The sequence below is a fragment of the Aeromonas sp. Lyrl_2 genome (assembly GCF_051948815.1).
In the GTDB taxonomy this organism is placed as follows: Bacteria; Pseudomonadota; Gammaproteobacteria; order Enterobacterales; family Aeromonadaceae; genus Aeromonas; species Aeromonas veronii.
The window spans coordinates 1-24,476 of sequence record NZ_JAYJLJ010000007.1 but is presented as its reverse complement, the minus strand read 5'-3'; the positions used below and the strand labels follow the sequence as shown (position 1 = coordinate 24,476).

The following is a 24,476-nucleotide window of genomic DNA, read 5'->3' as shown; positions in this document are numbered from 1 at the left end:
CAAATAACGCATGGATGTGTATATGTTTGGGCTTTTTAACAAGGGATCCCTCCTCCCTCTGGTGGGCATTGATTTCGGCAGCCAGACCATCAAGTCCGTTACCCTCAGTGGCCGACCTGGCAAGCTTCATCTCGAATCTGTCGCCGATATTGCCACCCCGAAAGGGACGCTGGTTGACTATCAATTGCAGGATATCGAGCGCGTCAGCCAATCTCTCAAGACTCTCAAGCGCCTGATCCCAGCTCACAGCGACTATGCCGCCACTGCGGTGACCGGCTCCAACGTGATAACCAAGGTGATCCAGATTGATGCCCGCCTCAGCGACAAGGAGCTGGAGAGTCAGGTGCAGCTGGAGGCCGAGCAGATCATTCCCTTCCCCCTCGATGAAGTGAGTCTCGATTTTGAGGTGCTGAGCACCAACAATAGCGAAGATCGTCAAGATGTGCTGCTGAGCGCAGCCCGCACCGAGAGTGTCAACGGCCGGGTCAGCGCCCTTGCCGAAGCCGGTATTGCCGTCAAGGTGGTGGATGTGGGCGCCCATGCGCTGGGCCGGGCCGTGGTGGCCTGTCTGCCCGAATTGCAGGAGAGTGAACGGCCGATCGGGGTGATCGACATTGGCGCCAGTGCCATGACCTTTGCGGCGCTGGTCAAGGGGGAGGTGATCTACTCCCGCTTGCAGAACTTCGGTGGCGATCAGTACAGCCAGGCGCTCTCTTCCTTTTATGGCATGACGCTGGATGAAGCTGAGCAGGCTAAAACCAAAGGTACCTTGCCTGTTGACCATGAGCTGGATGTGCTGATGCCCCACATCAACTCGCTGCTGCAGCAAGTGCGGCGCAATATCCAGCTGTTTTGCAGTTCATCCGGTTATCGCGACATCGCAAAACTGGTGCTGACGGGGGGAGGCAGTCTGCTACCCGGTTTGTTGGTACAGGTAAAAGAAGAGGTCAATTGCGAGGTGTTGCACCCGGATCTGTTCGCCCTGTTTGGCAAGCCGAAAGGGGAAGCCGAGCTGGTACATGGTGCTAAATATATGACGGCATTCGGGTTGGCTCTGAGGAGTTTCACACCATGTCAAATATAAACCTTCTGCCCTGGCGTGAAGCCCGGGCCCATCGCCAAAAGAAACAGTTCGGGGCCTTGCTGGGGATTTTTGTGCTGGCCACGGTCGCGCTGGGATTTTTTGCCAACTGGCTCGTTGATCGCCAGATCGTCGCCCAGCAGCAGCGCAACCAGCGGCTGGTTCAGGAGATGACTATTCTCGATGCCCAGCTGGGGGAGATCCGTCTGCTCAAAGAGCGTCGCAAGGAACTGATCGATCGGATGCAGCTCATCGAGCAGTTGCAGATGCGACGCAATGTGCCCGTCCGCCTCTTCAATCAGCTTCCTTCACTGGTGCCCAACGGGGTTTACCTGAACACCCTCTCGATGCAGAACAATATTATTGATGTAAATGGCAAGACCGAAGCCTATGGTCGGGTGGCCAGCATGATGCGGCGGATTGATGGTTCCGGTTGGTTGGGGCAGGCAAAGATAAGCACTATTTTTGCGGCTGATGTTGCGCCAGTGTCATTGAGCCAGTTTTCCATGATGTTCCTGATCGCCAACAATGCTGCGGCTGCAGGGAATGTGGCCAAGGAGCAACAATGAATCTTCAGCAACTCAACGAGTTGGATATCAATGACATAGCAAGCTGGCCAAAATGGGCAAAAGGGGTCTTCATCTTTTTCTGCTGCGTGTTGACCGGTGGCGCCATCTACTACTACGTGATTGCCAACTCACTGACCAGTTTGACTCAGGAAGCGGGTAAGGAGACCGAACTGAAAGCCCAGTTTGAAAGCAAGGCGATGTTGGCTGCCAACCTGGGGGCATACAAGGCGCAAATGGTTCAGCTTGAGCAACTGGTCGATACCCAGCTCAAGCAGTTGCCCAATACCCATGAGGTCGCCGGTCTGCTGGACGATATCAGCTTTATTGCTACCGACAACGGCTTGAAATTGAACCGGATCAACTGGGAACCCGAGGTAAAGCACGAGTTTTCAACCGAGCTACCAATGCGTATCGAAGTCGTGGGCACTTACCATGAAATTGGCAAGTTCACCGCTGACATGGCCGCCTTGCCCCGTATCGTCATTCTTGACTCCTTCACTCTGGGTCAGAGCAAGGATGAAGGGGAGCTGATTTCGATGTCGATGCTGGCCAAGACCTACAAGTACAACGGTAAAACAGTGGAGCCGAAACAATGAGACGCATCTGCTGGTTGTTGCCTGCTCTCTTGCTGGCGGCGTGTGGTGGCCAGGAGGATATGGATAGCTATGTCGCCCAGACCAAAGCAAGGCCGCCCATACCTATCGAGCCCTTGCCCGAGCTGAAGCCTTTTGCCCCCATGCACTACCAGCAACGCGAGTTGCGCAGCCCCTTCATGGTTCCCCAGCCTGAGGCGACAGTCGGAAGTACAAGCACTGCCAAGGCCCAGCCGGATTGTGCTCAGACCCTGATGGATCGTGAGAAAGAGGTGCTGGAAAATTATTCGCTGGCCAGTCTGTCGATGCATGGTTCTTTGGGTAAGGCAGGTCAGTTGTGGGCCTTGATCAGCACCCCGGATGGCAAATCGATGCGGGTCGGACTCAACCAGTATATGGGGCTTGATCAGGGTCGAGTCATCAAGATCACTGACACTGCCGTGGATTTGCTGGAAACCATTCCGGACGGGAAGGGGTGCTGGGTAACAAGAGAAACCCAGTTGGCGATGGCCAATGTGCAAGAAAAACAATAATCAGGGACGAACAGCAATGAGAACAACAATAGAGAGTGTATCCAAAGTGGCTTTGCTGTTTTGCGCCAGCGCCCTCAGTCAGGCGTGGGCAGTGGCAACCCTGCAGGAGATCAAGGTCAATCCGCTGCTTGCCGATCAATTGCTGGTGGAGCTCAGTTTCAGTGAGCCGGTCACGGGCTTTACCGATCGTCTCTCTTACCAGCCCAATCAGCTGTTGTTGCATGTTCCCGGTGCGGTAGGGGCGCTGAAAGTGAACCCGCTGCCGATCCAGCGCCTGGGGGTAGATAATATCAAGGTTGAGGGTAAGGGCGCAGGTCTGGATATCAAGATCGCACTCGATCAGCTTGCTCCCTATCAGGTGCAGCAACAGGGGAACAAATTACTGGTGTCATTGGGCGAGGGGGCCTCTTCCGGGCTCATCAATGGTGAGAGCGCCCTGATTGCACCCGCAACCTCGGCTACTCCTGTGCCAGCGCCCTCTGCGATGGTGGCCACACCCTCTCCCTCGGCGCTGCTCAATCCTCAAGTCGTTGCCCGGTCTATGCCTGTTGCGCCCGTGACAACGCCGGTAGCCACACAGCCTGCCAGCAAGCCGGTGCTCAACAACTATCAAAGCAGTGGGGGCGGCGCCTATTTCAACTCGGTTACCGGTGTGGATTTTCGTCGTGGCAAAGATGGCCAGGGGGAGTTTCTGGTCACGCTGGATAACAGCTCGGCCGCTGTTGATGTGAGCAGCCGCGGCCAGACCGTACTGGCCAAGTTTCATGGCACTCGGGTACCGGATGGTTTGCTTAATCTGATCAATGTGCAGGATTTTGCAACGCCGGTCTCACAGGTTGAAGTATCCCGGCAGGGGAGCGATACCCTGTTTGAACTGTCGATCAATGGTCAGTTTGATTACCGTTACGATCAGGCAGACAAGCTCTTCATTATCGAGGTGAAAAAGCGGACGACGGCCACGGCATCCAAGCAGTATCAGGGCAAGCCCATCTCATTGAACTTCCAGGATATTCCAGTCCGTACCGTGTTGCAGCTGATCGCCGATTTCAACAACCTTAACTTGGTAACCACAGATTCGGTAGCAGGCAATATTACCCTGCGTCTGGATGGGGTGCCGTGGGAGCAGGCGCTCGACATTATTTTGAAAGTGCGGGGTCTTGATAAACGACTGGACAACAACATTCTGCTGGTGGCACCGGCGGAAGAGATCGCAACACGCGAGAAGCAGCAACTTGAGAGCCGCAATCAGGTTGCAGATTTGGCGCAGCTCTATACCGAATATCTGCAGATAAACTATGCCAAGGCCTCGGAAGTGGCTGCACTGCTCTCTTCCGAAAGTACCAAGTTGCTGTCACCCCGTGGTGCGGTGAGCGTGGACGAGCGAACCAACGTGCTGGTGGTCAAGGATACCGCCGATGTCATCAGCAGCATCAAACGGATGCTCGATATTCTCGATATTCCGGTCAAGCAGGTGGTTATCGAGGCGCGGATGGTGACCATTGATGACGGCTTTGATGAAGCGCTCGGGGTGCGGTGGGGAGTGACCAAAAACGATGGTCATGGCAACAGTACGTCCGGTTCTATCGAAGGCAATGATTCATCTGGTAATGATAATGGTAACTCTGCCATAACCCGGGATCCGGCTGCGTTGGATCAGCGTCTCAATGTCAATCTACCGGTAACCAATGCTGCTGGCACCCTGGCATTTCAGGTCGCTCGTCTGGCTGATGGCACCTTGCTGGATCTCGAGTTGTCGGCGCTGGAAAAAGAGAGCAAAGCCGAGATTATAGCCAGTCCGCGCGTGACCACTGCGAACCAGAAACCGGCGTTGATCGAACAGGGTACCGAGATCCCCTATGTGGAGTCCTCTTCCAGTGGCGCTACCTCGGTTACCTTCAAGAAGGCGGTATTGAGCCTGAAGGTTACTCCGCAGATCACCCCTGACAATCGGGTGATTCTCGACCTGACCGTGACCCAGGATACCAAGGGTGAAACGGTACCGACCGGTACCGGTGATGCGGTTTCCATCAACGCCCAGTCCATCACCACTCAGGTGCTGGTGAACAATGGCGAGACACTGGTGTTGGGCGGCATTTATCAGCAGACCATCAAGAGCGATGTGACCAAGGTGCCGCTGCTGGGTGATATTCCCGGGTTGGGGGCCTTGTTCCGCAAGACCACCAGCGAGAACAAAAAGCGGGAGTTGCTGATTTTCGTGACGCCCAAGATAGTTACCGACGCCTTCTGAATGCTTTACATGTGAGGGTAAAACACATATAACCTTACGCCCCAATGAGGCTGGGGCGTAAGGGCTGCGGTTGCCAGTCCCGATATCTATTGAGATAATCCCCCTCCTGATCCATCGCAAGATAAGGTTCATAGGTACCCCGATCCAGTATTCATCGGGGTCGTACAGTTTGTAATTACTAACGAAAAGACATGGCTGAGAAACGCAATATTTTCCTGATAGGTCCCATGGGTGCGGGCAAGAGCACCATAGGTAGACATCTGGCAGAACAACTGCATATGGAGTTTTTCGACTCAGATCATGAGATTGAGCGCCGCAGTGGTGCTGATATCGGCTGGGTGTTCGATGTTGAAGGCGAAGAAGGTTTCCGGATTCGCGAAGAGAAGGTGATCGGCGAATTGTCAGAGCAGCAGGGTATCGTGCTGGCGACGGGTGGCGGTGCCATCAAGAGTCGCGAAACCCGCAACAAGTTGTCTGCTCGCGGCATCGTGGTCTACCTCGAAACCACTATCGAAAAGCAGCTGGCGCGCACACAGCGAGACAAACGCCGCCCTCTGCTACAGACCGAAGAACCGGCACGCGAAGTGCTGGAACGTCTGGCACAAGAGCGCAATGCTCTGTATGAAGAGGTTGCCGACTTTGTTGTGCACACCGATGACCAGAGCGCAAAAATCGTTGCCAATCAAATTGTAAAGCTGATCGGTATGTAATCTAGAGGACGTCCATGGAACGGTTGAAGGTCGAACTGGGTGAACGCAGCTATCCCATCGAGATAGCTGCAGGGTTGTTGCAGCGCCCCGAGGCGCTGGTCTCGACCATCAAGGGCAAGCGGGTGATGATAGTGACCAACACGGTCGTTGCTCCGCTTTATCTTGAACGGGTAACCGCTCTGCTGTCGGGTTTTCAGGTTGAACACCTGATCCTGCCTGACGGTGAGGCATACAAGAACCTGGCGACCTTTGAGCAGATCATGTCTGCTCTGCTTGAAACCAACCATGGGCGCGATACGACACTGATCGCTCTGGGGGGCGGCGTGATCGGGGATGTGGTGGGCTTTGCGGCAGCAAGCTATCAACGTGGCATTCCTTTTATCCAGATCCCGACCACCCTGCTCTCCCAGGTTGACTCCTCTGTTGGCGGTAAAACCGCTGTCAACCACCCCCTCGGCAAGAACATGATTGGGGCTTTTTATCAGCCCAAACAAGTTGTTATCGATACCGAATGTCTGAGTACCTTGCCCGCCCGCGAATTTGCCGCAGGGATGGCCGAGGTGATCAAGTACGGCATCATTTGGGATGCTGATTTCTTCAGCTGGCTGGAGCAGAACATGGTGCGTCTGCAACAGCTGGAACCTGCCGCGCTGGCCTACGCCATCAAACGCTGCTGCGAGATCAAAGCCGATGTGGTCGGTCAGGATGAGACCGAGCACGGCGTCCGTGCGCTGCTCAATTTGGGCCACACCTTTGGTCATGCCATTGAGGCCGAGCAGGGGTATGGCAACTGGCTGCATGGTGAAGCGGTATCCGCCGGCACCATGCTGGCTGCCTGGGCTGCGCAGGCCCGTGGCGATATGAGCGAAGCGGACGTTGCGCGTGTGCGCGCTCTGCTGCTGGCCGCCAATCTGCCCATTCATGCGCCTGCCGAGATGGATTTCGCCGCCTTTATTCGCCATATGCGCCGTGACAAGAAGGTGCTGGAAGGCAAGCTGCGTCTGGTGTTGCCGGTTGGCATCGGCCATGCGCAGGTGGTGGGGGATGTGTCCGATGCCGAGTTGCTGGCGGTGATCGAGTCTGGTCGTGACGAATAAACTGCTAAAACTTCCTTCCCAGCGGCAGCTGGTTGACCGGCTGCTGCATCTGATTGAATTCAATCACCCTTTCATTTTTCTCTCCGGTAAACCCGGTTGTGGTCGCGGTACCCTGTGCGAATCCCTGCTCGGCGTGTTGCCGGAAAAAGTGCGGGTGGTAAGCCTGATTGGTACACCTGCCATGAAGATGGTGGATGTACGCCAGCTGTTGCTGCCACAGGTGGTGGCGCGCCCGCTGTTCAATCCACAGGATGCGCTGGCGGAGAGCTTCTTTCGCATGCTGGAGGGGAGCAAGCCTGCCACTCTGCTGCTGCTGATAGAGCGGGCCGATCAGTTGCCAGCCGAACTGCTGGGAGAGTTGTGGGCGATCATCCGTCATAACGATACCCTGGTGGCGCCCCATCAGCTGGCCATTATCGTCTCGGGCAGTGACGTCTGGTGTCGTACGCAACGACCGCAGCTCAAAGGGCGTGCCATGCCAGCCCTTGAGCTGGAAGTGCCGCCACTGAGCCCGCCCGAGCAGCGCATCTTCTTGTATGAGAAAGCCAAAGAGCTCAAGATCCCGGCGACCCTCTTGCCCAAGCCGCAAGTGGAGGAGATCCTGAAAATGGCGAACGGACATCCGTCCACCATCATGCAGTTACTGGAGGATATCATGACCGACAGAAGGCCCAAGAAGCGTCAGGCGGAGTTGCCTGTCAAGAAGATTGCCACTGCTATCGCGCTGGTCGCTGGCGGCCTGCTGGCGCTGAGCTACCTGCTGCCTGCGCTGTTTGACAATGAAAGCAAACCGGCGCTGCAGGATCCTGCGCAGAACACGGCATTGCCGATCCCGGTAGCGGGAGGCGATCCCCTCACCGCAGGCGATTCGAATACCGATACCGCTGCACAAGGCGCGCAAAACAGCGATGCAGCCAGCAATCCCAATGGGGTTGTGAAAGATTGGCAGCCGGAGGCGAAAGTGTTGCCCAAATCGGTGGAGAGCGAAACTGTGACCACCGAATCAACCAATTACGAAGGGCGTCGGGTGGTGATCTCTGACGAGGTCGTGCAAAAGCTGATGACCGAACCCAAGGTGAGCGGCGCTCTGCCTACTGACGTGGTGGACGAGCTGACCGGCAAGAACCCGAGTGGCACAGCCCCCAGTGGTGCAATCGCAACCACGGCGCTGGCCAGTACCTCCAAAGCACTGAATCCGGCGACAACCACAACGCCTGCTGCTACCACCAAAACCGCCAGCAACGAGCCGGTTGCCGCGCCAGCACCCAAAGTGGCCCTGACACCGGTCGCCACCTTGAACAAGAAGCCGCGCAACCACTACAGCGTTCAGTTGATGGGGGCGAGCAACACCAAGGCGGTGGATCAATTTGTCGCCGAGCATGGTCTGGCGGGCAAGGTCTGGGTCTATCAGACCAAATTCCGTGGCAGCCCTTGGTACGTTGTGCTGCAAGGGGATTATGCCGGTCTGACCCAGGCCAAGAGTGCCATTCGCAAGCTTCCGCCAGCCTTGCTGAAAGGTCAGCCCTGGCCCAAGTCGTTTGCACAGGTACAAAAAGAGCTGAAGCAATAGCCTTGATACCGGATAAGGGGGTAGAATCGTCCCCCTTTTTGGGTCTTGCCTTCTTACACACCGGATTTCCATGAAAAAAACACGCGCTTTTTTAAAATGGGCCGGGGGAAAATACTCCCTGGTTGAAGAGATTGCCGAGCGCCTGCCGGCCGGGCGTGTGTTGCTGGAGCCCTTCGTCGGGGCCGGGTCAGTGTTTCTCAACACCGACTACGACGCGTATGTGCTCAACGACATCAATCCGGATCTGATCTGCCTGTACAACCACCTCAAGCTGACGCCGGACAGTTTCATTGCCGAGGCGCGCAAGCTGTTTGTGGCAGAGCACAACCACAAGGCGGCCTATTACCGGCTGCGTACCCAGTTCAATCAGACCGAGACCACCTTCGAGCGGGCACTCTTGTTCCTGTTTCTCAACCGTCACGGTTTCAACGGACTGTGCCGCTACAACAAGAAGGGCGGCTTCAATGTGCCGTTCGGTTCCTACAAGAAACCCTATTTCCCGGAAAAAGAGCTGTGGGCCTTTGCCGAAAAGGCGCAGAAGGCGACCTTTATCTGCGAGAGCTACGCCGATGCCATCAAGCGTGCCGAAGAGGATTGGGTTATCTATTGTGATCCACCCTATGCGCCGCTCTCCACTACGGCGAGCTTCACCACCTATGCCTCCGGTGGGTTTACCCTGGATGATCAGGCGATCCTGGCGCGACTGGCCCGCCACACAGCCGCTCACAAAGGGGTGCCGGTGCTGATCAGCAACCATGATATCGAGCTGACTCGTGAGCTTTATCGCGGTGCCCGCCTCGACGAGATCCTGGTCAAGCGCACCATCAGCCGCAATGGCGGCACCCGCAACAAGGTGGCCGAGTTGCTGGCGCTCTATCCGCCCGGAATCGAACCGGAGCAGGGCTACTATCCCAGCGACAGTGAACTGCTGCCACTGACGTAACAGACCATGCGGCGCCCAAGGGCGCCGTTTTTTATGGGCGAGTCCGCGCCCGTGCCGATGCCCCAAAACCCGGGTGGCTGGGGGAGGGGAGGTGATTGCCCCATTTACCCCGCATTCGAGTCGTTTTCGCACGCCTTTTACGTTAAAATTGCACCGCTTTTTCTCCCTGGCTGCCAATGGATGATGCTGATGAAAGACTTTCTGATTGCCCCCTCGATCCTCTCTGCCGATTTTGCCCGTCTGGGTGACGATGTAGCCAAGGTACTGGCTGCCGGTGCCGACGTGGTTCACTTCGACGTGATGGACAACCACTATGTCCCCAACCTGACCATTGGCCCCATGGTCTGTCAGGCGCTGCGTGACTACGGTATCGAGGCCCCCATCGACGTGCACCTGATGGTCAAGCCGGTGGATCGCATCATTCCTGATTTTGCCAAGGCCGGTGCTTCCCTCATTACCTTCCATCCGGAAGCGTCCGATCACGTTGATCGCTCTTTGGGCCTCATCAAGGAGATGGGCTGCCAGGCCGGTCTGGTGCTGAATCCTGCTACCTCGCTCTCCTGCCTCGAGTATGTGATGGACAAGTTGGACGTGATCCTGCTGATGTCGGTCAACCCGGGCTTCGGTGGCCAGAGCTTCATCCCCGGCACCCTCGACAAGCTGCGTCAGGTGCGTCGTCTGATCGACGAGAGCGGCCGCGATATTCGCCTCGAGATCGATGGCGGGGTGAAGGTCGACAACATTCGCGAGATCGCCGAAGCGGGCGCCGACATGTTTGTCGCCGGCTCTGCCATTTTCAGCCAGCCTGACTATAAAGCGGTGATCGACAAGATGCGTGCGGAGCTGGCTCATGTCACACGCTGAGCGCGCATTTGATTTGGTGCTGTTCGATCTGGACGGCACCCTGATTGACAGCGCCGCCCAGTTGGCGCTGGCGGTCAATCTGACTCTGGCAGACCTCGGTCTGGCGCAGGCTGATGAAGCGGTGATCCGTACTTGGGTCGGCAACGGGGCTGACAAGCTGATCCAGCGGGCGCTCGCCTATCGCGAGGCCGATCCCGAGCTGTTTGCCAAGGCCAGACCGATCTTTTTCCAGCACTACAACGCATGCCTGCTGCAAGGGCTGGCTATGTATGACGGGGTGGCACAGAGTCTGCGCCGTCTGCAAAGCCTGGGCTACAAGCAGGCGATCGTCACCAACAAGCCGAGCGATTTCGTAGCCCCTATCCTCGATGCCCTCGGCATCAGCGATTGTTTCGAACTCTGGCTCGGTGGCAACTGCGTGCCGGTCAAGAAGCCGAGCCCGGAGCCCTTGCTGCACGCTTGCCAGGAGTTGGGGGTGAGCCCGGCTCGCACTCTAATGGTGGGCGACTCAGAAAATGACGTGCTGGCGGCCAAGGCGGCTGGCATGAAGGTGGTGGGTCTTACATACGGCTACAACTATGGCCGTCCCATCGCCGACTCCCATCCAGACTGGGTATTCGAGCAGTTTGCCCAGCTCGATGCACTTTTGGTCTAATAGCGCAGCTGGGCTGGCTGAATAACAAGGATTAACACTCTCATGACTAAACCAATCGTATTGAGCGGAGCGCAACCCTCCGGTCAACTGACCATCGGCAACTACATGGGGGCCCTGCGTCAGTGGGTCAACATGCAGGATGAGTTCGACTGCCTCTACTGCATCGTCGACCTGCACGCCATCACCACTCGCCAGGACCCGGCGGCCCTGCGCAAGGCTTGTCTGGACGCAGCCGCCCTCTATCTGGCGGTCGGTATCGATCCCAAGAAGAGCACCGTATTCATCCAGTCTCACGTGCCGCAGCACGCCGAGCTGGGCTGGATCCTCAACTGCTATACCCAGATGGGTGAGCTGTCGCGCATGACCCAGTTCAAGGACAAGTCCGCCCGTTTCGAGAACAACGTCAACGTCGGCCTGTTCGGTTATCCGGTGCTGATGGCCGCTGATATTCTGCTCTATCAGGCCAATCAGGTGCCGGTCGGCAACGACCAGAAGCAGCATCTGGAGCTGACCCGCGACATCTGCACCCGTTTCAACAACCTCTATGGTGAGGTATTCACCATGCCGGAGCCCTTCATTCCGACCGAAGGGGCACGGGTGATGAGCCTGCAGGATCCGACCAAGAAGATGTCCAAGTCGGATGACAACGAAGCCAACTTCATCGGCCTGCTGGAAGATCCCAAACAGATCGTCAAGAAGATCAAGCGTGCGGTGACCGACTCCGACGAGCCGGCGGTGGTGCGTTTCGATCCGGAAAACAAACCGGGTGTCTCCAACCTGCTGACCCTGATGTCCGGGGTGACGGGTCGCTCCATCCCCGAGCTGGAGCAGCACTTCGAAGGCAAGATGTACGGTCACCTCAAGACCGAAACCGCCGAAGCCGTGGTTGCGCTGCTGGAACCGATCCAGGCCCGTTTCCACGAGTTGCGTCAGGATGAGGCCCATCTGATCGCGATTCTGGCAGAAGGCGCACAAAAGGCGCGCGAAAGAGCTGAAAAAACCCTGACCAGCGTATATGATGTAGTCGGCTTCGTTCCTCGAGCCTGACATACTGGGAAGGTGTAGTAGAAGAGAGCTGGGTATTTGCCTGGCTTTCTTTATTTTCTGCCCGGCTATTTTGTTTAATTTCTTTATTTCAACCTGGGTAATATCCCCAAGAGAAAGCATGCCTGTTCAACCAACTATTTCTGCTGAAGAGCTGAGTGACAAAGGTCACTGGCTACGTAAATTTCGCAAGGCGAAAAACCTCAATACCCTGCAGTTGATGGTCTCCAATGCCATCGACAAGCACCATAAAACCCCTGCCGTTGCTGCCGCCATCTATCTGGCCGAGTGTCAGCGTGAACGGGAAATGGAACAGGGTCGTTATCTCGATCGTTAATTCTCCGCTGTTGGTTATCTCATGCTGTTGTTGATCGATAACTACGACTCTTTTACCTGGAACCTGGTGCAATATTTCGGTGCCCTGGGACAAGAGGTTGTGGTCAAGCGCAATGATGAACTGACGCTTGATGCCATAGCGCAGCTCTCCCCCCGTTTTCTGGTGATCTCTCCCGGTCCCTGTACGCCCAATGAGGCGGGGATCTCTCTCGATGCCATCAGCCACTTTGCTGGCAAGTTGCCCATTCTTGGCGTCTGTCTCGGTCATCAGTCGCTGGCGCAGGCCTTCGGCGCCCGCGTAGTGCGTGCCCGTCAGGTAATGCACGGCAAAACCTCGCTCATCCGCCATCGCAATGAGGGGGTGTTCAAAGGGCTCAACAACCCGCTGCGGGTGACCCGCTACCATTCACTGGTGGTGGAGCGCGACACGCTGCCCGACTGCTTCGAGGTCACCGCCTGGAGCGAGCATGCCGATGGCTCGTTTGACGAGATCATGGGGCTGCGCCACAAGACGCTCCCTGTCGAGGGTGTTCAGTTCCATCCGGAGAGTATTTTGAGCGAGCAGGGCCATCAGTTGCTGGCCAACTTTCTGGCGCGTTCATAAAAAGTTGTGATCGCCTTCTCAAGTTCGAGAGAAGGCAAAAAAAATTTCCCTGACACTTTATTCACCCCCTCTCCTGCCCAAATTATCTCTTGCCAAGCCCCCCTGAGTCGTTATGCAATGCGGTTGCCTAAAATCTCAAGAGCAATCGAACATTGTTCCTTATAGGCCGTCTTGTTACAGACTTTTTACTTTATTTCTGTGATAATCCCGTCACGTTTACACGGATTTAACTTTTGGGCGGTGGATTATTCTGTCGCCGAATCGAAGGAGAGCTATATGTCAGAGTTGTTGGCAGTGACACGTGAAGTGTTTGATGAAGTGATGGTTCCCAACTATGCGCCCGCCAAGATCATCCCGGTGCGTGGTGAAGGGTCACGTGTCTGGGATCAGGAAGGGCGCGAGTATGTCGACTTCGCCGGTGGCATCGCCGTCAACGGTTTGGGTCACTGTCATCCCAAGCTGGTCGAGGCTCTGAAAACCCAGGGCGAGAAGCTGTGGCACCTCTCCAACGTCATGACCAACGAGCCGGCCCTGCGTCTGGCCAAGAAGCTGGTCGCCGCCACCTTTGCCGACAAGGTCTACTTCTGCAACTCCGGCGCCGAGGCAAATGAAGCGGCCCTCAAGCTGGCTCGCCGCTACGCCATCGAGAAGTTTGGTGAGCAGAAGACCCAGATCATCGCCTTCAATCAGGGCTTCCACGGTCGTACCTTCTTTACCGTCAGCGTCGGTGGCCAGGCAGCCTACTCCGATGGCTTCGGTCCCAAGCCCGGTGACATTACCCACGTACCCTACAACGATCTGGCGGCGCTGGCCGAGGTGATCTCCGACAACACCTGCGCCGTGGTGATGGAGCCGTTGCAAGGGGAGGGGGGCATCATTCGTCCTACCGACGAGTTTGCCAAAGGGGTACGCGAGCTGTGCGACAAACACAATGCCCTGCTGGTGTATGACGAAGTGCAGTCCGGCGTCGGCCGGACCGGTGATCTCTATGCCTATATGGGTCTGGGCGTCACGCCGGACATCCTCACCAGCGCCAAGGCGCTGGGGGGCGGTTTCCCCATCGGCGCCATGCTGACAACCAACGAAATCGCCTCTTACCTGAAAGTGGGTACTCACGGCTCTACTTACGGCGGCAACCCGCTGGCCTGTGCGGTAGCAGAGGCGGTGATCGATGTGATCAATACCCCGGCTGTGCTGGCTGGCATCAAGCTGCGCGAGCAGCTGTTCCGCGATGGCCTTGAAGCAATCAACGCCAAATACCACTGCTTCAGCGAGATCCGCGGCAAGGGTCTGCTGCTGGGCGCGGCCCTGAGCGATGCCTACAAGGGGCGCTCCCGCGACTTCCTGCTGGCCTCCATCGATCAGGGGCTGATGGCACTGGTGGCTGGTACCAACGTGGTTCGTTTTGCCCCTTCACTGGTGATCCCGGAAGCGGACATCAAGGAAGGGTTGGCCCGCTTCGAGAAGGCGGTTGCCCAGGTGGTTAACGCCTGATTCCAAATTGAGGTGGGGAGCTCTCCCGGCAGGAGCCGGGACCCCACCTGTCATCAATGAAAGGGAGTTGTCATTTATGTTGGTTATCCGTCCCATCGAGCAAAAAGATTTTGCCGGGCTCAAGACCTGCGCCATCGAGTCCGGCACCGGCATGACCTCGTTGCCCGTCAACGATGAGCTGCTGCAGCGCAAGATTGACGCCTCTACCCAGACTTTTTCCGACAAGCCCGCCGGCAAGGGGGATTGCCTCTACTTCTTCGTGGCCGAGGATCTGGAGACCGGCGAGATGGTCGGCACCTGTGCCATCGATGCCGCGGTTGGCCTCTCCCAGCCGTTTTACAACTACCACATCGGCAAGGTGGTGCACTCTTCTCCCAAGCTTGGCATCTACAACGTCGTTGAAACCCTGACCCTCTCCAATGACTACACCGGCAACTCCGAGCTTTGCACCCTGTTCTTGCGCGAATGTGCCCGCGAGGGGCTCAACGGCCGCCTGCTCTCCAAGCACCGCTTTCTGTTTATGGCCGAGCACCCCGAGTTGTTTGACGAGACCGTCTTCGCCGAGATGCGTGGCGTCTCCGATGCCAACGGCCACAGCCCTTTCTACGAGTGGCTGCAAACCCACTTCTTCTCGATGGATTTTCCCACCGTCGACTACCTTACTGGGATCGGCAAGAAGCGCTTTATCGCCGAGCTGATGCCCAAGTACCCCATCTACGTCAATTTGCTGAGCAAAGAGGCGCGGGCCGTTATCGGCCAGACCCACGAGAAGACCCGTCCAGCCATCAAGATGCTGCAGGACGAGGGCTTCGTGAACCGTGGCTACGTCGATATTTTCGATGCGGGCCCCACCGTCGAGTGCGACGTGAAGAATATCCGCAGCGTGCGCCGCAGCAAGAAACTGCGGGTGCTGGTGGGCGAGCCCATCGGTGGCAAGACCCACCTTATCTGCAACAGCCGTTTCGAACATTACCGCGCCTGCTACGGCAATATCCGGGTTGATCTCGACAAGCACGAAGCCATCATCCCGCCCAAGATGGCGGCGGCACTCAAGGTGCAGGATGGCGACATGGTGCGGGTAGTCGACCTCGACTGAGGCAAACAGGACAAGCAAACCGATTATCAGACAGGCAGCCTCGGCTGCCTGCCAGCGACAGGGAGTGAATGGATGAGCCAGTTAGTGCAATTTATCGACGGTCAGTGGCTTGCCGGTGAAGGCAAGCCGTTCGAGTCAACCGATCCGGCCAAGAACGAGGTGATCTGGCAGGGGGCTGCCGCCAGCACGGCGCAAGTGGATGCCGCCGTCAAGGCCGCCCGCGCCGCCTTCTACCACTGGGCGGATATGAGCCTTGAGGATCGCCTGGCCATAGTGCGTCGTTATGCCGATCTGCTCGGCGAGCAGAAAGAGGCGCTGGCCCTGACTATCGCCCGCGAAACCGGCAAACCGCTGTGGGAGACCCGTACCGAAGTGGCCGCCATGCAGGGCAAGATTGCCATTTCCATCCGTGCCCACGACGAGCGCACCGGCACAGTTGAAAATGCCATGCCGGGCGCCAAGGCGTTTGTCCGTCACAAGCCCCACGGTGTGGTGGCGGTGTTCGGCCCCTACAACTTCCCGGGTCATCTGCCCAACGGCCATATCGTACCAGCACTGATCGCGGGTAACGCCGTGGTGTTCAAACCCTCCGAGCTGACCCCCATGGTGGCCGAGGCCATGGTCAAGGTGTGGCAGCAGGCCGGATTGCCCAAGGGGGTGCTCAATCTGGTGCAAGGGGAGGTCGAGACTGGCAAGGCGCTGGCGGGCAACCCCGATATCGACGGCCTCTTCTTCACCGGCTCCTCCCGCACCGGCCATTTCCTTCATCAGCAGTTTGCCGGTCAGCCGGGCAAAATTCTGGCGCTGGAGATGGGCGGCAACAACCCGCTGATTGTGAAAGATGTGAGCGACATCGACGGCGCCGTCCATGCCATCGTCCAGTCGGCGTTCATCACTTCCGGTCAGCGCTGTACTTGCTCGCGCCGCCTGTTTGTCGAGCGCGGCGAGCGGGGCGATGCCTTGGTCAAGCGACTGGTCGAGGTGGTCAGCCAGATCAAGGTCGGCCTCTATGACGCCGCCGAACAGCCGTTCATGGGCTCGATGATAAGCGAGAAGGCTGCGATTGGCATGGTCGAAGCACAAGCCAACCTGCAGCGCCTCGGTGGTGAGAACCTGCTTACCCTCAAGCACCTGGAAGCGGGTACCGGCTTTGTCTCCCCGGGTATTATCGACGTGACCTCAGTCAGCGCGCTGCCGGACGAAGAGTACTTTGGCCCGCTGCTGCAACTCATTCGCTATGACGATTTCGATGTCGCCATCGATCAGGGCAATGCTACCCGTTATGGTCTCTCGGCCGGTCTGCTGGGTGACAAGGAGGCGGACTGGAATCACTTCTTCAAGCGGATCCGCGCCGGCATCGTCAATTGGAACAAGCCCATTACCGGTGCATCCAGTGCCGCGCCGTTTGGTGGTATCGGCGCTTCCGGCAACCACAGAGCGAGCGCCTACTACGCTGCTGACTACTGTGCTTACCCGGTTGCCTCCGTTGAAGACAGCAAGGCCGCCATGCCGGATCAACTGTCGCCCGGCCTGCGCTTCTAATAACGACACGGGGCATCCAGCGGTGCCCCCATCTGTACCCGCAATCAAAGGAAAGAGAGATGCAAAAGGATATCGACACCCTGTTCAGCCATCTGTGGGACAACTACATCAAGGTGACCCCGAGCGCCCTCAAGGTGCACACCCTGCTGGGTGGCGGCGAGCCCATCGTCAACGATCACGTGGCGTTTCGTACCTACAACCTGCCCAAGCTGGGGCTGGAGAAGCTGGCAGCCCACTTTCTGGCGCTCGGTTACGAGCAGAAGGGCGAGTATGTCTTCAAGGCCAAGAAGCTCTACGCCAAGCACTTCGAGCATACAGATCCGGACGCTCCCAAGGTGTTTATCAGTGAGCTGAAGGTGGAAGAGCTCTCTTCGGCTGCCCAGGCCATCATCCACAAGCTGGCGGATCAGGTGCCCGATCATCTGACCGATACCCCGGCATTTCTCTACACCGGCGCCCCCTGGCAGGTCTCCTATGCCGATTATCAGACTCTGCTGGCGGAGAGCGAGTACGCGGCATGGATGGCAGCATGGGGCTATCGTGCCAACCACTTCACGGTCAATATCAACAAGTTGAAGGATTTCGACACCATCCATCAGGTCAATGCTGCGCTGAAAGCGGCGGGTTTCGTCCTCAACAGCGTGGGTGGCGAGGTGAAAGGGGACCCGCAGGTGATGCTGGAGCAATCCTCCACCATGGCGGACAAAGCAGAGGTGCCGTTCAGCGATGGGGTGCGTACCATCCCGAGCTGCTTCTACGAGTTTGCCCTGCGCTATCCGCAAGCCGATGGCGTGCTCTATCCGGGCTTCGTCGAGGCCTCGGCGGACAAGATCTTCGAATCGACGAATGCCATGTAACGGGAGCCACCCTGTTTCAGTCGCAACGCCTCCTCTGTGGAGGCGTTTTGTTTGGCGCCGAGTGACGGTATCGGGTGTTGTCTGACGCCGCGTGGGAAGGGGATTTGTACGGCGCCCAACCGGTAAAGGTGTGTTGATAAAAATGTGAAATAGATCACTTGAGACGACACAGATTGACGCTGGCGGTGGAGCAAAAAGGAGTAGAATGGCGCTTTATTTTTGCGGGGCCAATCGATGCCTAACTATCACTTTTTCAAGCAGGGTCAGGTGCTTACCTATCTAGATGCCAATGCGCCCAGCTATAGCGATGAGCGTCGTCAACTGGTCGAACAGGGATTTGCCGCCATCGCCGCCCCCACCTTTGCAGATACCCCGGCCGAAGCTCTTGAGCTGCTTCGCACTCATCAGGCACTACAGGATGAGGCGCAGGCCAACGCCCTTTGTCTGACGGTTGCCGCTATTCCGGCTGCGATCGCAACTCTGTCCGGGCACTGACGCTGCCGCCATGCTCACCTGAATAAAAAATGGTGCCACTGTCGTGACACCATTTTATCGGTTTGCCTGCTTGCCCTGAGTACTTTACCGCTGGTGCAGGTCACCTTCGATAACCAGCACGGTATCCATCCCTGCCGCCTTGCCAGCCTCAAGCCCGATGCGGGTATCTTCAAACACCAGACAGTTGGCCGGATTGGCGCCGAGCAATTCGGCCACCTGCAAGAAGGTATCAGGGTGCGGCTTGTGGTTGGTGACATCATCGGCGCTCACCACCACCGAGATATAGGCGTCGAGTCCGGTGCTTTTGAGGATGGAGTCCGCCTGATTGCGCGGTGAGCCGGTGCCAATCCCCATCTTGACCTTGCCGTGATAGTGCCTGACCAGCTCCCACATCTTGGGAAAGATGCTGACCTTGTCGATGTGTGCCATATAGAGGGCAATCTTGCGACGGGTAAAAGCCTCGACATCCACCGTCAGCCCCTGCTGCTCGGCCAGCATGGCGATGATCTTGCGGGTGGGAATGCCGCCGTACTGATAGAGCTGATCCCGCTCGAAGGGGATGCCGAACTCGGCGCAGGTGAGCTCCCAGGCATCCAGATGGAGGGGCATGGAATCTACCAAAGTGCCATCCATATCGAAAATCAGGGCATCGTAGTGATCAAACCCGTACTGCTCACGCTCGCTCATGGGGGCTCCTCGAATCAAATAGAGCAGGCTAGCAGAAACGGTCGGCGTTTTGTGGGATCGGCCTCATGGTTGGGCAGATTGTGGCCGCCGTTTTTTCTATCTCTTGCTGATTTGTGAGACAATAATCCGTTCATTGCCGGATACTTTGGCATATCAGATCAGCGAGTCCGCTTATGACCTCGAAAATATCCCCCAAAACTATTTTCTCCAGTGTGGCGCTGGTGATCGCGCTCGGTTCACTGGAAAAGAGCATAGTCACCACCCCGCTGCCCATGATTGGCGCCGAGCTGCACGCTGGGGCCGCCCTCACTTGGGTGGTCACCGCCTACCTGCTGGCGGCCACCGCCGTGCTGCCCCTCTACGGCAAGCTGAGCGATCTCTTTGGCCGGGTGCGGATGCTCAATATCGGCATCGGCCTGTTTCTGGCGGGCTCGGTGGCCTGTGCGCTCTCCCAGGATCTGCCGACCCTGCTGGCAGCACGGGTGCTGCAAGGGCTGGGGGGCGGCGGTCTGATTGCCCTCGCGTTTACCGTGATTGCCGATACCATTCCGCCGCGAGAGGTGGGCAAGTATCAGGGCTACATTTCGGCGGTCTATGCGGTCTCCAGCATCGCTGGCCCCTTGCTTGGCGGTTATTTCACCGAGCAGCTCAGCTGGCGCTGGATCTTCTGGATCAATCTGCCGCTCGGGGCGCTGGCGGTCTTTCTCATCAACCGCAACCTCAAGCAGCTCAACGTCCGTCGCCACAGTCGCTTCGACTGGAAGGGGGCGGGTCTGCTGATTACCGTCACCACGCTCACCCTGTTGCTGCTCTCGCCGGAGGCGGCGCTGCCCGCCGTCTGGCTCTCGGCGGCGCTGGGCGTTGCACTGCTGCTGCTCATTCTGATTGAACGGCGTGCCCACGACCCCATATTGCCCGCCCATCTGGCACGGCTGCCCGGCTATCTGGTGAGCGTGCTGCTGGTGATGCTCTCCCAGCTGCTGATGTTTGCCGTGCTGGTCTATCTGCCGTTGCAGATGCAGTGGCAGAAGGGGATGAGCGCCAGCGAGAGCGGCGCCATCATGGTCATCTTCATGATCTGCATCACCGCCGGGGCTTTTGTCGGCGGCAAGCTCATCGGGCGCACCGGTCACTACAAGAGTTTTGTCGCGGTGGGCTTTGGCCTCGCGGCGGTGGCGCTGTGGCAGATCCACTTCGATGCCTGGGTCAGACTGGCGCTCGGGTTTGCCGGTATCGGTCTGGGTCTGGTGCTGCCCGCCCTCTCGGTGGTGGTACAGAATGCCCTGCTACGGCAGGATCGCGGCATCGGCATGTCGCTGTTCAACTTCGGGCGGGAGCTTGGCGGTGCCGTCGGCGTGGCCATCTGTTCCATGCTGTTCCACTTCCGCCTGCCAGCCGGCAGCGATGGCGATCTGAGCCGACTTGCCCCCGATCTGCTGGCCCCGGGCTTTAGCGCAACCTATATCGGCATGGCACTGATCGCCACGCTGGCGCTGCTCATCACCCTGCTGGCGTTGAAACGCCACGAGCTGGCCTCTATCAGCGCCTGATTTGGTCTGTGCCGACATTGGCTCACCATAGATAGCATCAGGGCTCCCCGCGGGGAGCCCTGATCGTTATTTGGCGAATAGAGTGGCTGCTGCCATCAAGCCATGCGTAAGTTACTCCTGCACTGGACTCTCCTTGCCCGCCAGTTGGCTCAGCCAGGCGAAGCGGCGATTGGCCTCCTGCTCCGCCTCTTCATAGAGCTGGCTGGCCACCTCCGGCAGCTGGCGTTCCAGCCGCTGGAAGCGGGGCTCGTGGCGCAAGGTCTCGGCCAGCGAGGCGCTGGGCGCCCGCGAGTCGAGCGCCAGCGGCAGTTTGCCCTCGTCAGCGCGGCGCGGGTCGAAGCGGTAGAGGGGCCAGAAACCGGTGGCGGTCAGCTGTTTCATCTGCTCATGGCTCTCGGCCATGTCGTAGCCATGCTCCTCGCAGGGGCTGTAGGCGATGATGAGCGACGGCCCCGGATAGGCTTCAGCCTCCTGAATCGCCTTCACAGTCTGGTTCATCTGGGCGCCGAGGGAGATCTGCGCCACATAGACGTGACCATACATCATCACGCTGGCCCCGAGATCCTTGCGTGCCTTGCGTTTGCCCTGCTCGCCAAACTTGGTGATGGCCCCAAGCGGGGTTGCCTTCGACTGCTGGCCGCCGGTGTTGGAGTAGCACTGGGTATCGAGCACCAGCACATTGATGTTCTCCCCCAGACTCAGCACATGGTCGAGTCCGCCAAAGCCGATGTCGTAGGCCCAGCCATCGCCGCCGATGAGCCAGACCGATTTTTCCACCAGATAGTCCGCATCGCGAGCCAGCTCGTGGGCTGCCGGAGCCTTGCTCTGTTGCAGCAGCTCCCGCAACTGCTGGATATGGGCCCGCTGCTCGGAAACCGGCAGGGTGGCATCGCCGAGCGCCTCGCGCAGCGCTGCCGGTATGGTGTCGCCTAGGCTCGCCAGCAGACGGCGCACCCGCTCCCTGTGCTGATCGACGGTAAGACGGAAGCCCAGTCCGAACTCGGCGTTGTCTTCAAACAGCGAGTTGGCCCAGGCTGGACCGCGCCCCTCGGCGTTGGTGGTATAGGGGGTAGTAGGCAGGTTACCGCCATAAATGGACGAGCAACCGGTAGCGTTGGCAATCAGTAGCCGATCGCCATAGAGCTGGGTCAGCAGCTTGATGTAGGGGGTCTCGCCACAGCCGGAGCAGGCGCCCGAGTATTCAAACAGCGGCGAGATGAGTTGGGAGGTGCGGATGTCGATGCGTTCCAGCTGCTCGGCGCTGCGCTCTGGCAGGTCGAGGAAGAAATCGTAGTTGGCCTTCTGCTCGTCGAGGTGATCGAGGCGTGAAGCCATATTGATCGCCTTGCGGTCCGGGTTGCTGCGATCCTTGGCCGGGCACACCTCGACGCAGAGGTTGCAGCCGGTGCAATCCTCCGGCGCTACCTGCAGCACGTACTGCTGGCCGCGCATGTCGCGGGATTTCACATCCAGCGCATCGAGGGTGGCGGGAGCTGCGGCCAGCGCATCGGGTTCTACCACCTTGGCGCGAATGGCCGAGTGGGGACAGGCGGCGACGCAGTAGTTGCACCGGGTACAGAGCTTCGCCTCCCAGATGGGGATCTCCTTGGCGATGTTGCGCTTCTCCCAGCGGGTGGTGCCGACCGGCCAGGTGCCATCCGGCGGGAAGGCGGAGACAGGCAGGCTATCACCCAGCCCCGCCAGCATGGCGGCGGTGACGGTCTGGACAAAATCGGGGGCTTTGGCGGAAACCACCGGCGGGCGGGGGTGGCTGGCGGGATCCAGCTCCCCCAGCGGCACCCGGGTCAGGGCGGCGCAGGTTGCCTCCAGTGCCATCCAGTTGCGCTCGACCAGTGTCTGCCCCTTGCTGCCATAGCTGGTGGCGATGGCCTGCTTCAGCAGGCTGGTCGCCTCTGCGGGGGGAATGATGGCGCTGAGCTGGAAGAAGGCCATCTGCATCACGGTATTGATGCGGTTGCCGAGCTGGCAGTCGCGGGCAATTTTGGCGGCGTTGATGATGTAGAAGCGCGCCTCTTTCTCGCGCAGGGCATGCTGTACCTCGCTGGGTAGTCGTTGCCAGATCTCCGCTTCGCTGTAGGGGGTGTTGAGCAGGACGATGCCATCCGCTTTCAAGCGCTCCGCCATCCGGTACTTGTCGACAAACTGCCACTGATGGCAGCCGATAAAGTCCGCCTCTTCCACCAGATAGGCCGATTGCAGCGGCCGCTCGCCCACCCGCAGGTGAGAGACGGTGAGGCCGCCCGCCTTCTTGGAGTCGTAGACGAAATAGCCCTGCGGATAGAGGTCGGTGTGGTTGCCGAGGATCTTGATGCTGTTCTTGGCCGCCGAGACGGTGCCATCGCTGCCAAGGCCGTAGAAGAGTGCCTCCAGCTTGTGTTGCTGGCCGTGGATGAGGCTTTGCGAATTCAGCGCGGCCAGCGGTAGCGAGAGACCAGTGATGTCATCGAAGATGCCGACGGTAAAGCGCGGGCGCGGGTTCTCTTGTGCCAGTTCAGCAAACACCGCCAGCGCGCAGGCGGGGCCGAACTCTTTGGAGGAGAGGCCGTAGCGGCCGCCGATGACACGCGGCAGGCTTGCCCGCTCGCCCCGGCTGACCGCTTCGGCCAGCGCTGTCATCACGTCGAGATAGAGGGGCTCGGCCTGTGCGCCCGGCTCCTTGGTGCGATCCAGCACGGCGATGGTGCGGGCACTCTCGGGAATCGCGGCCAACAGGTGCTCGGCCGAGAAGGGGCGGAACAGCCGCACCTTCACCAGACCTACCTTCTCCCCTTGGGCCAGCAGGCGCTCGATCACCTCTTCACAGGTGCCGATGGCCGAGCCCATCAGCACCACAATCCGCTCCGCCTGCGGGTGGCCGACATATTCAAACGGCCGGTAGTGGCGGCCGGTCTGTTTGCCAAAAGCTTGCATCGCCTCGCTCACATGGCCATAGGCGGCGTCATACCAGGGATTGCTCGCCTCCCTGCACTGGAAGTAGGTGTCCGGGTTGGTGGCGGTGCCGCGAATGACCGGTTTGTCGGGGGTGAGTGCCCGGTCACGATGGGCACGGATGGCATCTGCCGGCAGCAGGGCACGCAGGGTGTCGTCAGCGAGCGGCGCTATCTTGGCGATCTCGTGAGAGGTACGAAAGCCGTCGAAGAAGTGGATAAAGGGGAGGCGGCTGTTGAGGCTCGCTATCTGGGAGATCAGGGCAAAGTCCTGCGCCTCCTGCACATTGCTGGCACAGAGCATGGCGCAGCCGGTCTGGCGCACCCCCATCACGTCCGAGTGATCGCCAAAGATCGATAGCGCATGGGTCGCCACGGTGCGCGCCGCCACATGCAGCACGAAGGGGATGAGCTGACCCGCCAGCTTGTAGAGGTTGGGGATCATCAGCAGCAACCCCTGCGATGAGGTAAACGAGGTTGCCAGCGCGCCGGTCTGCAGGGCGCCGTGGACGGCGGCGATGGCGCCCCCTTCCGACTGCATCTCGACAACCCGGGGCACATCCCCCCAGAGGTTCTTGCCCCGCTCGCTCGACCAGGCCGACGACTGCTCAGCCATGGCCGAGCTGGGGGTGATGGGGTAGATGGCGATGACTTCGCTGGTGCGGTACGCCACCGAGGCGACTGCGTTATTCCCGTCTGTGGTGATCATCTGTTTTCCACTTTGCTATGCCAGTTTGAAGGCCGATAGTTGCATCGGCAATGGATAGGTCGCAGGCATAGTAAGAGGGGCAATAAGAGCGTATCAAACGGGATAAATAATCAATTAATAAGTCAGTAATAGTGGTTAATTTAATCCCGTTACGTGGGGACGTGATTTTCTGCTAGTAGCCGGTGGGGTGGCGATTGACGGGCCATTGCTATGGCCCGTCAACACGGGGTTAACCCTGCTCCACTTGCAGC

The 24,476-nt window shown here is 58.6% G+C and carries 22 protein-coding genes; 20 read left to right on the top strand and 2 right to left on the bottom strand.

Going from position 1 to position 24,476, the window contains the following annotated elements; all coding sequences use genetic code 11:
- The first annotated feature begins 22 nt into the window (after positions 1 to 22).
- The 19 genes from tapM to VF684_RS07750 all read left to right on the top strand — a co-directional run bounded on the left by tapM (position 23) and on the right by VF684_RS07750 (position 18,331).
- Positions 23 to 1,084: a PilM family type IVa pilus assembly protein TapM gene (gene tapM, locus VF684_RS07840; protein WP_376899878.1), complete on the top strand. Its 1,062-nt coding sequence runs from the start codon at positions 23 to 25 to the stop codon at positions 1,082 to 1,084.
- A complete protein-coding gene (gene tapN, locus VF684_RS07835; RefSeq protein WP_376899880.1) occupies positions 1,072 to 1,650 on the top strand; it encodes a PilN family type IV pilus biogenesis protein TapN in 579 nt (192 codons plus the stop codon). Before tapM ends, tapN begins: the two co-directional genes overlap by 13 nt.
- Entirely contained in the window at positions 1,647 to 2,246 is a 600-nt protein-coding gene (gene tapO / locus VF684_RS07830; RefSeq protein WP_019446350.1) for a PilO family type IV pilus biogenesis protein TapO, read from the top strand. The genes tapN and tapO overlap by 4 nt, the downstream gene beginning before the upstream one ends.
- Positions 2,243 to 2,776: a pilus assembly protein PilP gene (locus VF684_RS07825; protein ID WP_005335020.1), complete on the top strand. Its 534-nt coding sequence runs from the start codon at positions 2,243 to 2,245 to the stop codon at positions 2,774 to 2,776. The genes tapO and VF684_RS07825 overlap by 4 nt, the downstream gene beginning before the upstream one ends.
- A gap of 16 nt (positions 2,777 to 2,792) precedes the next feature.
- Positions 2,793 to 5,024, top strand: coding sequence for a type IV pilus secretin PilQ (gene pilQ, locus VF684_RS07820; protein ID WP_376899882.1), 2,232 nt, complete (start codon positions 2,793 to 2,795; stop codon positions 5,022 to 5,024).
- A 191-nt stretch (positions 5,025 to 5,215) separates the two neighbouring features.
- On the top strand, positions 5,216 to 5,734 hold the full coding sequence (gene aroK, locus VF684_RS07815; protein ID WP_005335014.1) for a shikimate kinase AroK: 519 nt from the start codon (positions 5,216 to 5,218) through the stop codon (positions 5,732 to 5,734).
- 14 nt (positions 5,735 to 5,748) lie between these two features.
- On the top strand, positions 5,749 to 6,831 hold the full coding sequence (aroB, locus tag VF684_RS07810) for a 3-dehydroquinate synthase (RefSeq protein WP_139441859.1): 1,083 nt from the start codon (positions 5,749 to 5,751) through the stop codon (positions 6,829 to 6,831).
- Complete coding sequence (locus VF684_RS07805; protein WP_139441860.1) at positions 6,821 to 8,401, top strand: SPOR domain-containing protein; 1,581 nt, start codon at positions 6,821 to 6,823, stop codon at positions 8,399 to 8,401. The genes aroB and VF684_RS07805 overlap by 11 nt, the downstream gene beginning before the upstream one ends.
- A 70-nt stretch (positions 8,402 to 8,471) precedes the next feature.
- Entirely contained in the window at positions 8,472 to 9,344 is an 873-nt protein-coding gene (locus tag VF684_RS07800; RefSeq protein ID WP_005335008.1) for a Dam family site-specific DNA-(adenine-N6)-methyltransferase, read from the top strand.
- 189 nt (positions 9,345 to 9,533) lie between these two features.
- On the top strand, positions 9,534 to 10,208 hold the full coding sequence (gene rpe, locus VF684_RS07795; protein ID WP_005335006.1) for a ribulose-phosphate 3-epimerase: 675 nt from the start codon (positions 9,534 to 9,536) through the stop codon (positions 10,206 to 10,208).
- Complete coding sequence (locus VF684_RS07790; protein WP_042082626.1) at positions 10,195 to 10,863, top strand: phosphoglycolate phosphatase; 669 nt, start codon at positions 10,195 to 10,197, stop codon at positions 10,861 to 10,863. The genes rpe and VF684_RS07790 overlap by 14 nt, the downstream gene beginning before the upstream one ends.
- A gap of 42 nt (positions 10,864 to 10,905) precedes the next feature.
- On the top strand, positions 10,906 to 11,910 hold the full coding sequence (trpS, locus tag VF684_RS07785) for a tryptophan--tRNA ligase (protein ID WP_005362251.1): 1,005 nt from the start codon (positions 10,906 to 10,908) through the stop codon (positions 11,908 to 11,910).
- Positions 11,911 to 12,028: 118 nt separating this feature from the next.
- Entirely contained in the window at positions 12,029 to 12,244 is a 216-nt protein-coding gene (locus VF684_RS07780) for a hypothetical protein (RefSeq protein WP_005334997.1), read from the top strand.
- A gap of 21 nt (positions 12,245 to 12,265) precedes the next feature.
- Positions 12,266 to 12,847 carry an aminodeoxychorismate synthase component II gene (locus VF684_RS07775; protein ID WP_139441861.1) on the top strand — a complete coding sequence of 194 codons (582 nt, stop codon included), beginning with the start codon at positions 12,266 to 12,268 and terminating at the stop codon, positions 12,845 to 12,847.
- 276 nt (positions 12,848 to 13,123) lie between these two features.
- Positions 13,124 to 14,341: an aspartate aminotransferase family protein gene (locus tag VF684_RS07770; RefSeq protein WP_139441862.1), complete on the top strand. Its 1,218-nt coding sequence runs from the start codon at positions 13,124 to 13,126 to the stop codon at positions 14,339 to 14,341.
- 76 nt (positions 14,342 to 14,417) lie between these two features.
- A complete protein-coding gene (gene astA / locus VF684_RS07765; RefSeq protein ID WP_005334994.1) occupies positions 14,418 to 15,437 on the top strand; it encodes an arginine N-succinyltransferase in 1,020 nt (339 codons plus the stop codon).
- 72 nt (positions 15,438 to 15,509) lie between these two features.
- Positions 15,510 to 16,979, top strand: a complete 1,470-nt coding sequence (astD, locus tag VF684_RS07760; protein WP_139441863.1) for a succinylglutamate-semialdehyde dehydrogenase — start codon at positions 15,510 to 15,512, stop codon at positions 16,977 to 16,979.
- Between the two features lie 59 nt (positions 16,980 to 17,038).
- Positions 17,039 to 17,836, top strand: a complete 798-nt coding sequence (locus tag VF684_RS07755) for a DUF1338 domain-containing protein (protein WP_139731434.1) — start codon at positions 17,039 to 17,041, stop codon at positions 17,834 to 17,836.
- Positions 17,837 to 18,070: 234 nt separating this feature from the next.
- Positions 18,071 to 18,331: a hypothetical protein gene (locus VF684_RS07750; RefSeq protein WP_139441865.1), complete on the top strand. Its 261-nt coding sequence runs from the start codon at positions 18,071 to 18,073 to the stop codon at positions 18,329 to 18,331.
- An 84-nt stretch (positions 18,332 to 18,415) separates the two neighbouring features.
- On the opposite strand, the gene VF684_RS07745 is transcribed toward VF684_RS07750, so the two are convergent.
- Complete coding sequence (locus tag VF684_RS07745; protein WP_139441866.1) at positions 18,416 to 19,018, bottom strand: HAD family hydrolase; 603 nt, start codon at positions 19,016 to 19,018, stop codon at positions 18,416 to 18,418.
- A gap of 173 nt (positions 19,019 to 19,191) precedes the next feature.
- Here VF684_RS07745 and VF684_RS07740 point away from each other — a divergent pair, with 173 nt between their 5' ends.
- A complete protein-coding gene (locus VF684_RS07740; protein WP_193558154.1) occupies positions 19,192 to 20,568 on the top strand; it encodes an MDR family MFS transporter in 1,377 nt (458 codons plus the stop codon).
- 111 nt (positions 20,569 to 20,679) lie between these two features.
- On the opposite strand, the gene nifJ is transcribed toward VF684_RS07740, so the two are convergent.
- Positions 20,680 to 24,225, bottom strand: coding sequence for a pyruvate:ferredoxin (flavodoxin) oxidoreductase (nifJ, locus tag VF684_RS07735; protein ID WP_376899888.1), 3,546 nt, complete (start codon positions 24,223 to 24,225; stop codon positions 20,680 to 20,682).
- Between the last annotated feature and the right edge of the window lie 251 nt (positions 24,226 to 24,476).

Excerpts from the sequence above, each read along its gene's own strand:
- VF684_RS07775 (WP_139441861.1), top strand. The coding sequence starts at position 12,266 with ATGCTGTTGTTGATCGATAACTACGACTCTTTTACCTGGAACCTGGTG.
- VF684_RS07800 (WP_005335008.1), top strand. The coding sequence starts at position 8,472 with ATGAAAAAAACACGCGCTTTTTTAAAATGGGCCGGGGGAAAATACTCC.
- VF684_RS07745 (WP_139441866.1), bottom strand. The coding sequence starts at position 19,018 with ATGAGCGAGCGTGAGCAGTACGGGTTTGATCACTACGATGCCCTGATT.
- aroB (WP_139441859.1), top strand. The coding sequence starts at position 5,749 with ATGGAACGGTTGAAGGTCGAACTGGGTGAACGCAGCTATCCCATCGAG.
- VF684_RS07755 (WP_139731434.1), top strand. The coding sequence starts at position 17,039 with ATGCAAAAGGATATCGACACCCTGTTCAGCCATCTGTGGGACAACTAC.
- VF684_RS07825 (WP_005335020.1), top strand. The coding sequence starts at position 2,243 with ATGAGACGCATCTGCTGGTTGTTGCCTGCTCTCTTGCTGGCGGCGTGT.
- VF684_RS07770 (WP_139441862.1), top strand. The coding sequence starts at position 13,124 with ATGTCAGAGTTGTTGGCAGTGACACGTGAAGTGTTTGATGAAGTGATG.
- nifJ (WP_376899888.1), bottom strand. The coding sequence starts at position 24,225 with ATGATCACCACAGACGGGAATAACGCAGTCGCCTCGGTGGCGTACCGC.
- rpe (WP_005335006.1), top strand. The coding sequence starts at position 9,534 with ATGAAAGACTTTCTGATTGCCCCCTCGATCCTCTCTGCCGATTTTGCC.
- VF684_RS07790 (WP_042082626.1), top strand. The coding sequence starts at position 10,195 with ATGTCACACGCTGAGCGCGCATTTGATTTGGTGCTGTTCGATCTGGAC.
- VF684_RS07740 (WP_193558154.1), top strand. The coding sequence starts at position 19,192 with ATGACCTCGAAAATATCCCCCAAAACTATTTTCTCCAGTGTGGCGCTG.
- astD (WP_139441863.1), top strand. The coding sequence starts at position 15,510 with ATGAGCCAGTTAGTGCAATTTATCGACGGTCAGTGGCTTGCCGGTGAA.
- VF684_RS07750 (WP_139441865.1), top strand. The coding sequence starts at position 18,071 with ATGCCTAACTATCACTTTTTCAAGCAGGGTCAGGTGCTTACCTATCTA.
- aroK (WP_005335014.1), top strand. The coding sequence starts at position 5,216 with ATGGCTGAGAAACGCAATATTTTCCTGATAGGTCCCATGGGTGCGGGC.
- tapO (WP_019446350.1), top strand. The coding sequence starts at position 1,647 with ATGAATCTTCAGCAACTCAACGAGTTGGATATCAATGACATAGCAAGC.
- pilQ (WP_376899882.1), top strand. The coding sequence starts at position 2,793 with ATGAGAACAACAATAGAGAGTGTATCCAAAGTGGCTTTGCTGTTTTGC.
- trpS (WP_005362251.1), top strand. The coding sequence starts at position 10,906 with ATGACTAAACCAATCGTATTGAGCGGAGCGCAACCCTCCGGTCAACTG.
- astA (WP_005334994.1), top strand. The coding sequence starts at position 14,418 with ATGTTGGTTATCCGTCCCATCGAGCAAAAAGATTTTGCCGGGCTCAAG.
- VF684_RS07780 (WP_005334997.1), top strand. The coding sequence starts at position 12,029 with ATGCCTGTTCAACCAACTATTTCTGCTGAAGAGCTGAGTGACAAAGGT.
- tapM (WP_376899878.1), top strand. The coding sequence starts at position 23 with ATGTTTGGGCTTTTTAACAAGGGATCCCTCCTCCCTCTGGTGGGCATT.
- tapN (WP_376899880.1), top strand. The coding sequence starts at position 1,072 with ATGTCAAATATAAACCTTCTGCCCTGGCGTGAAGCCCGGGCCCATCGC.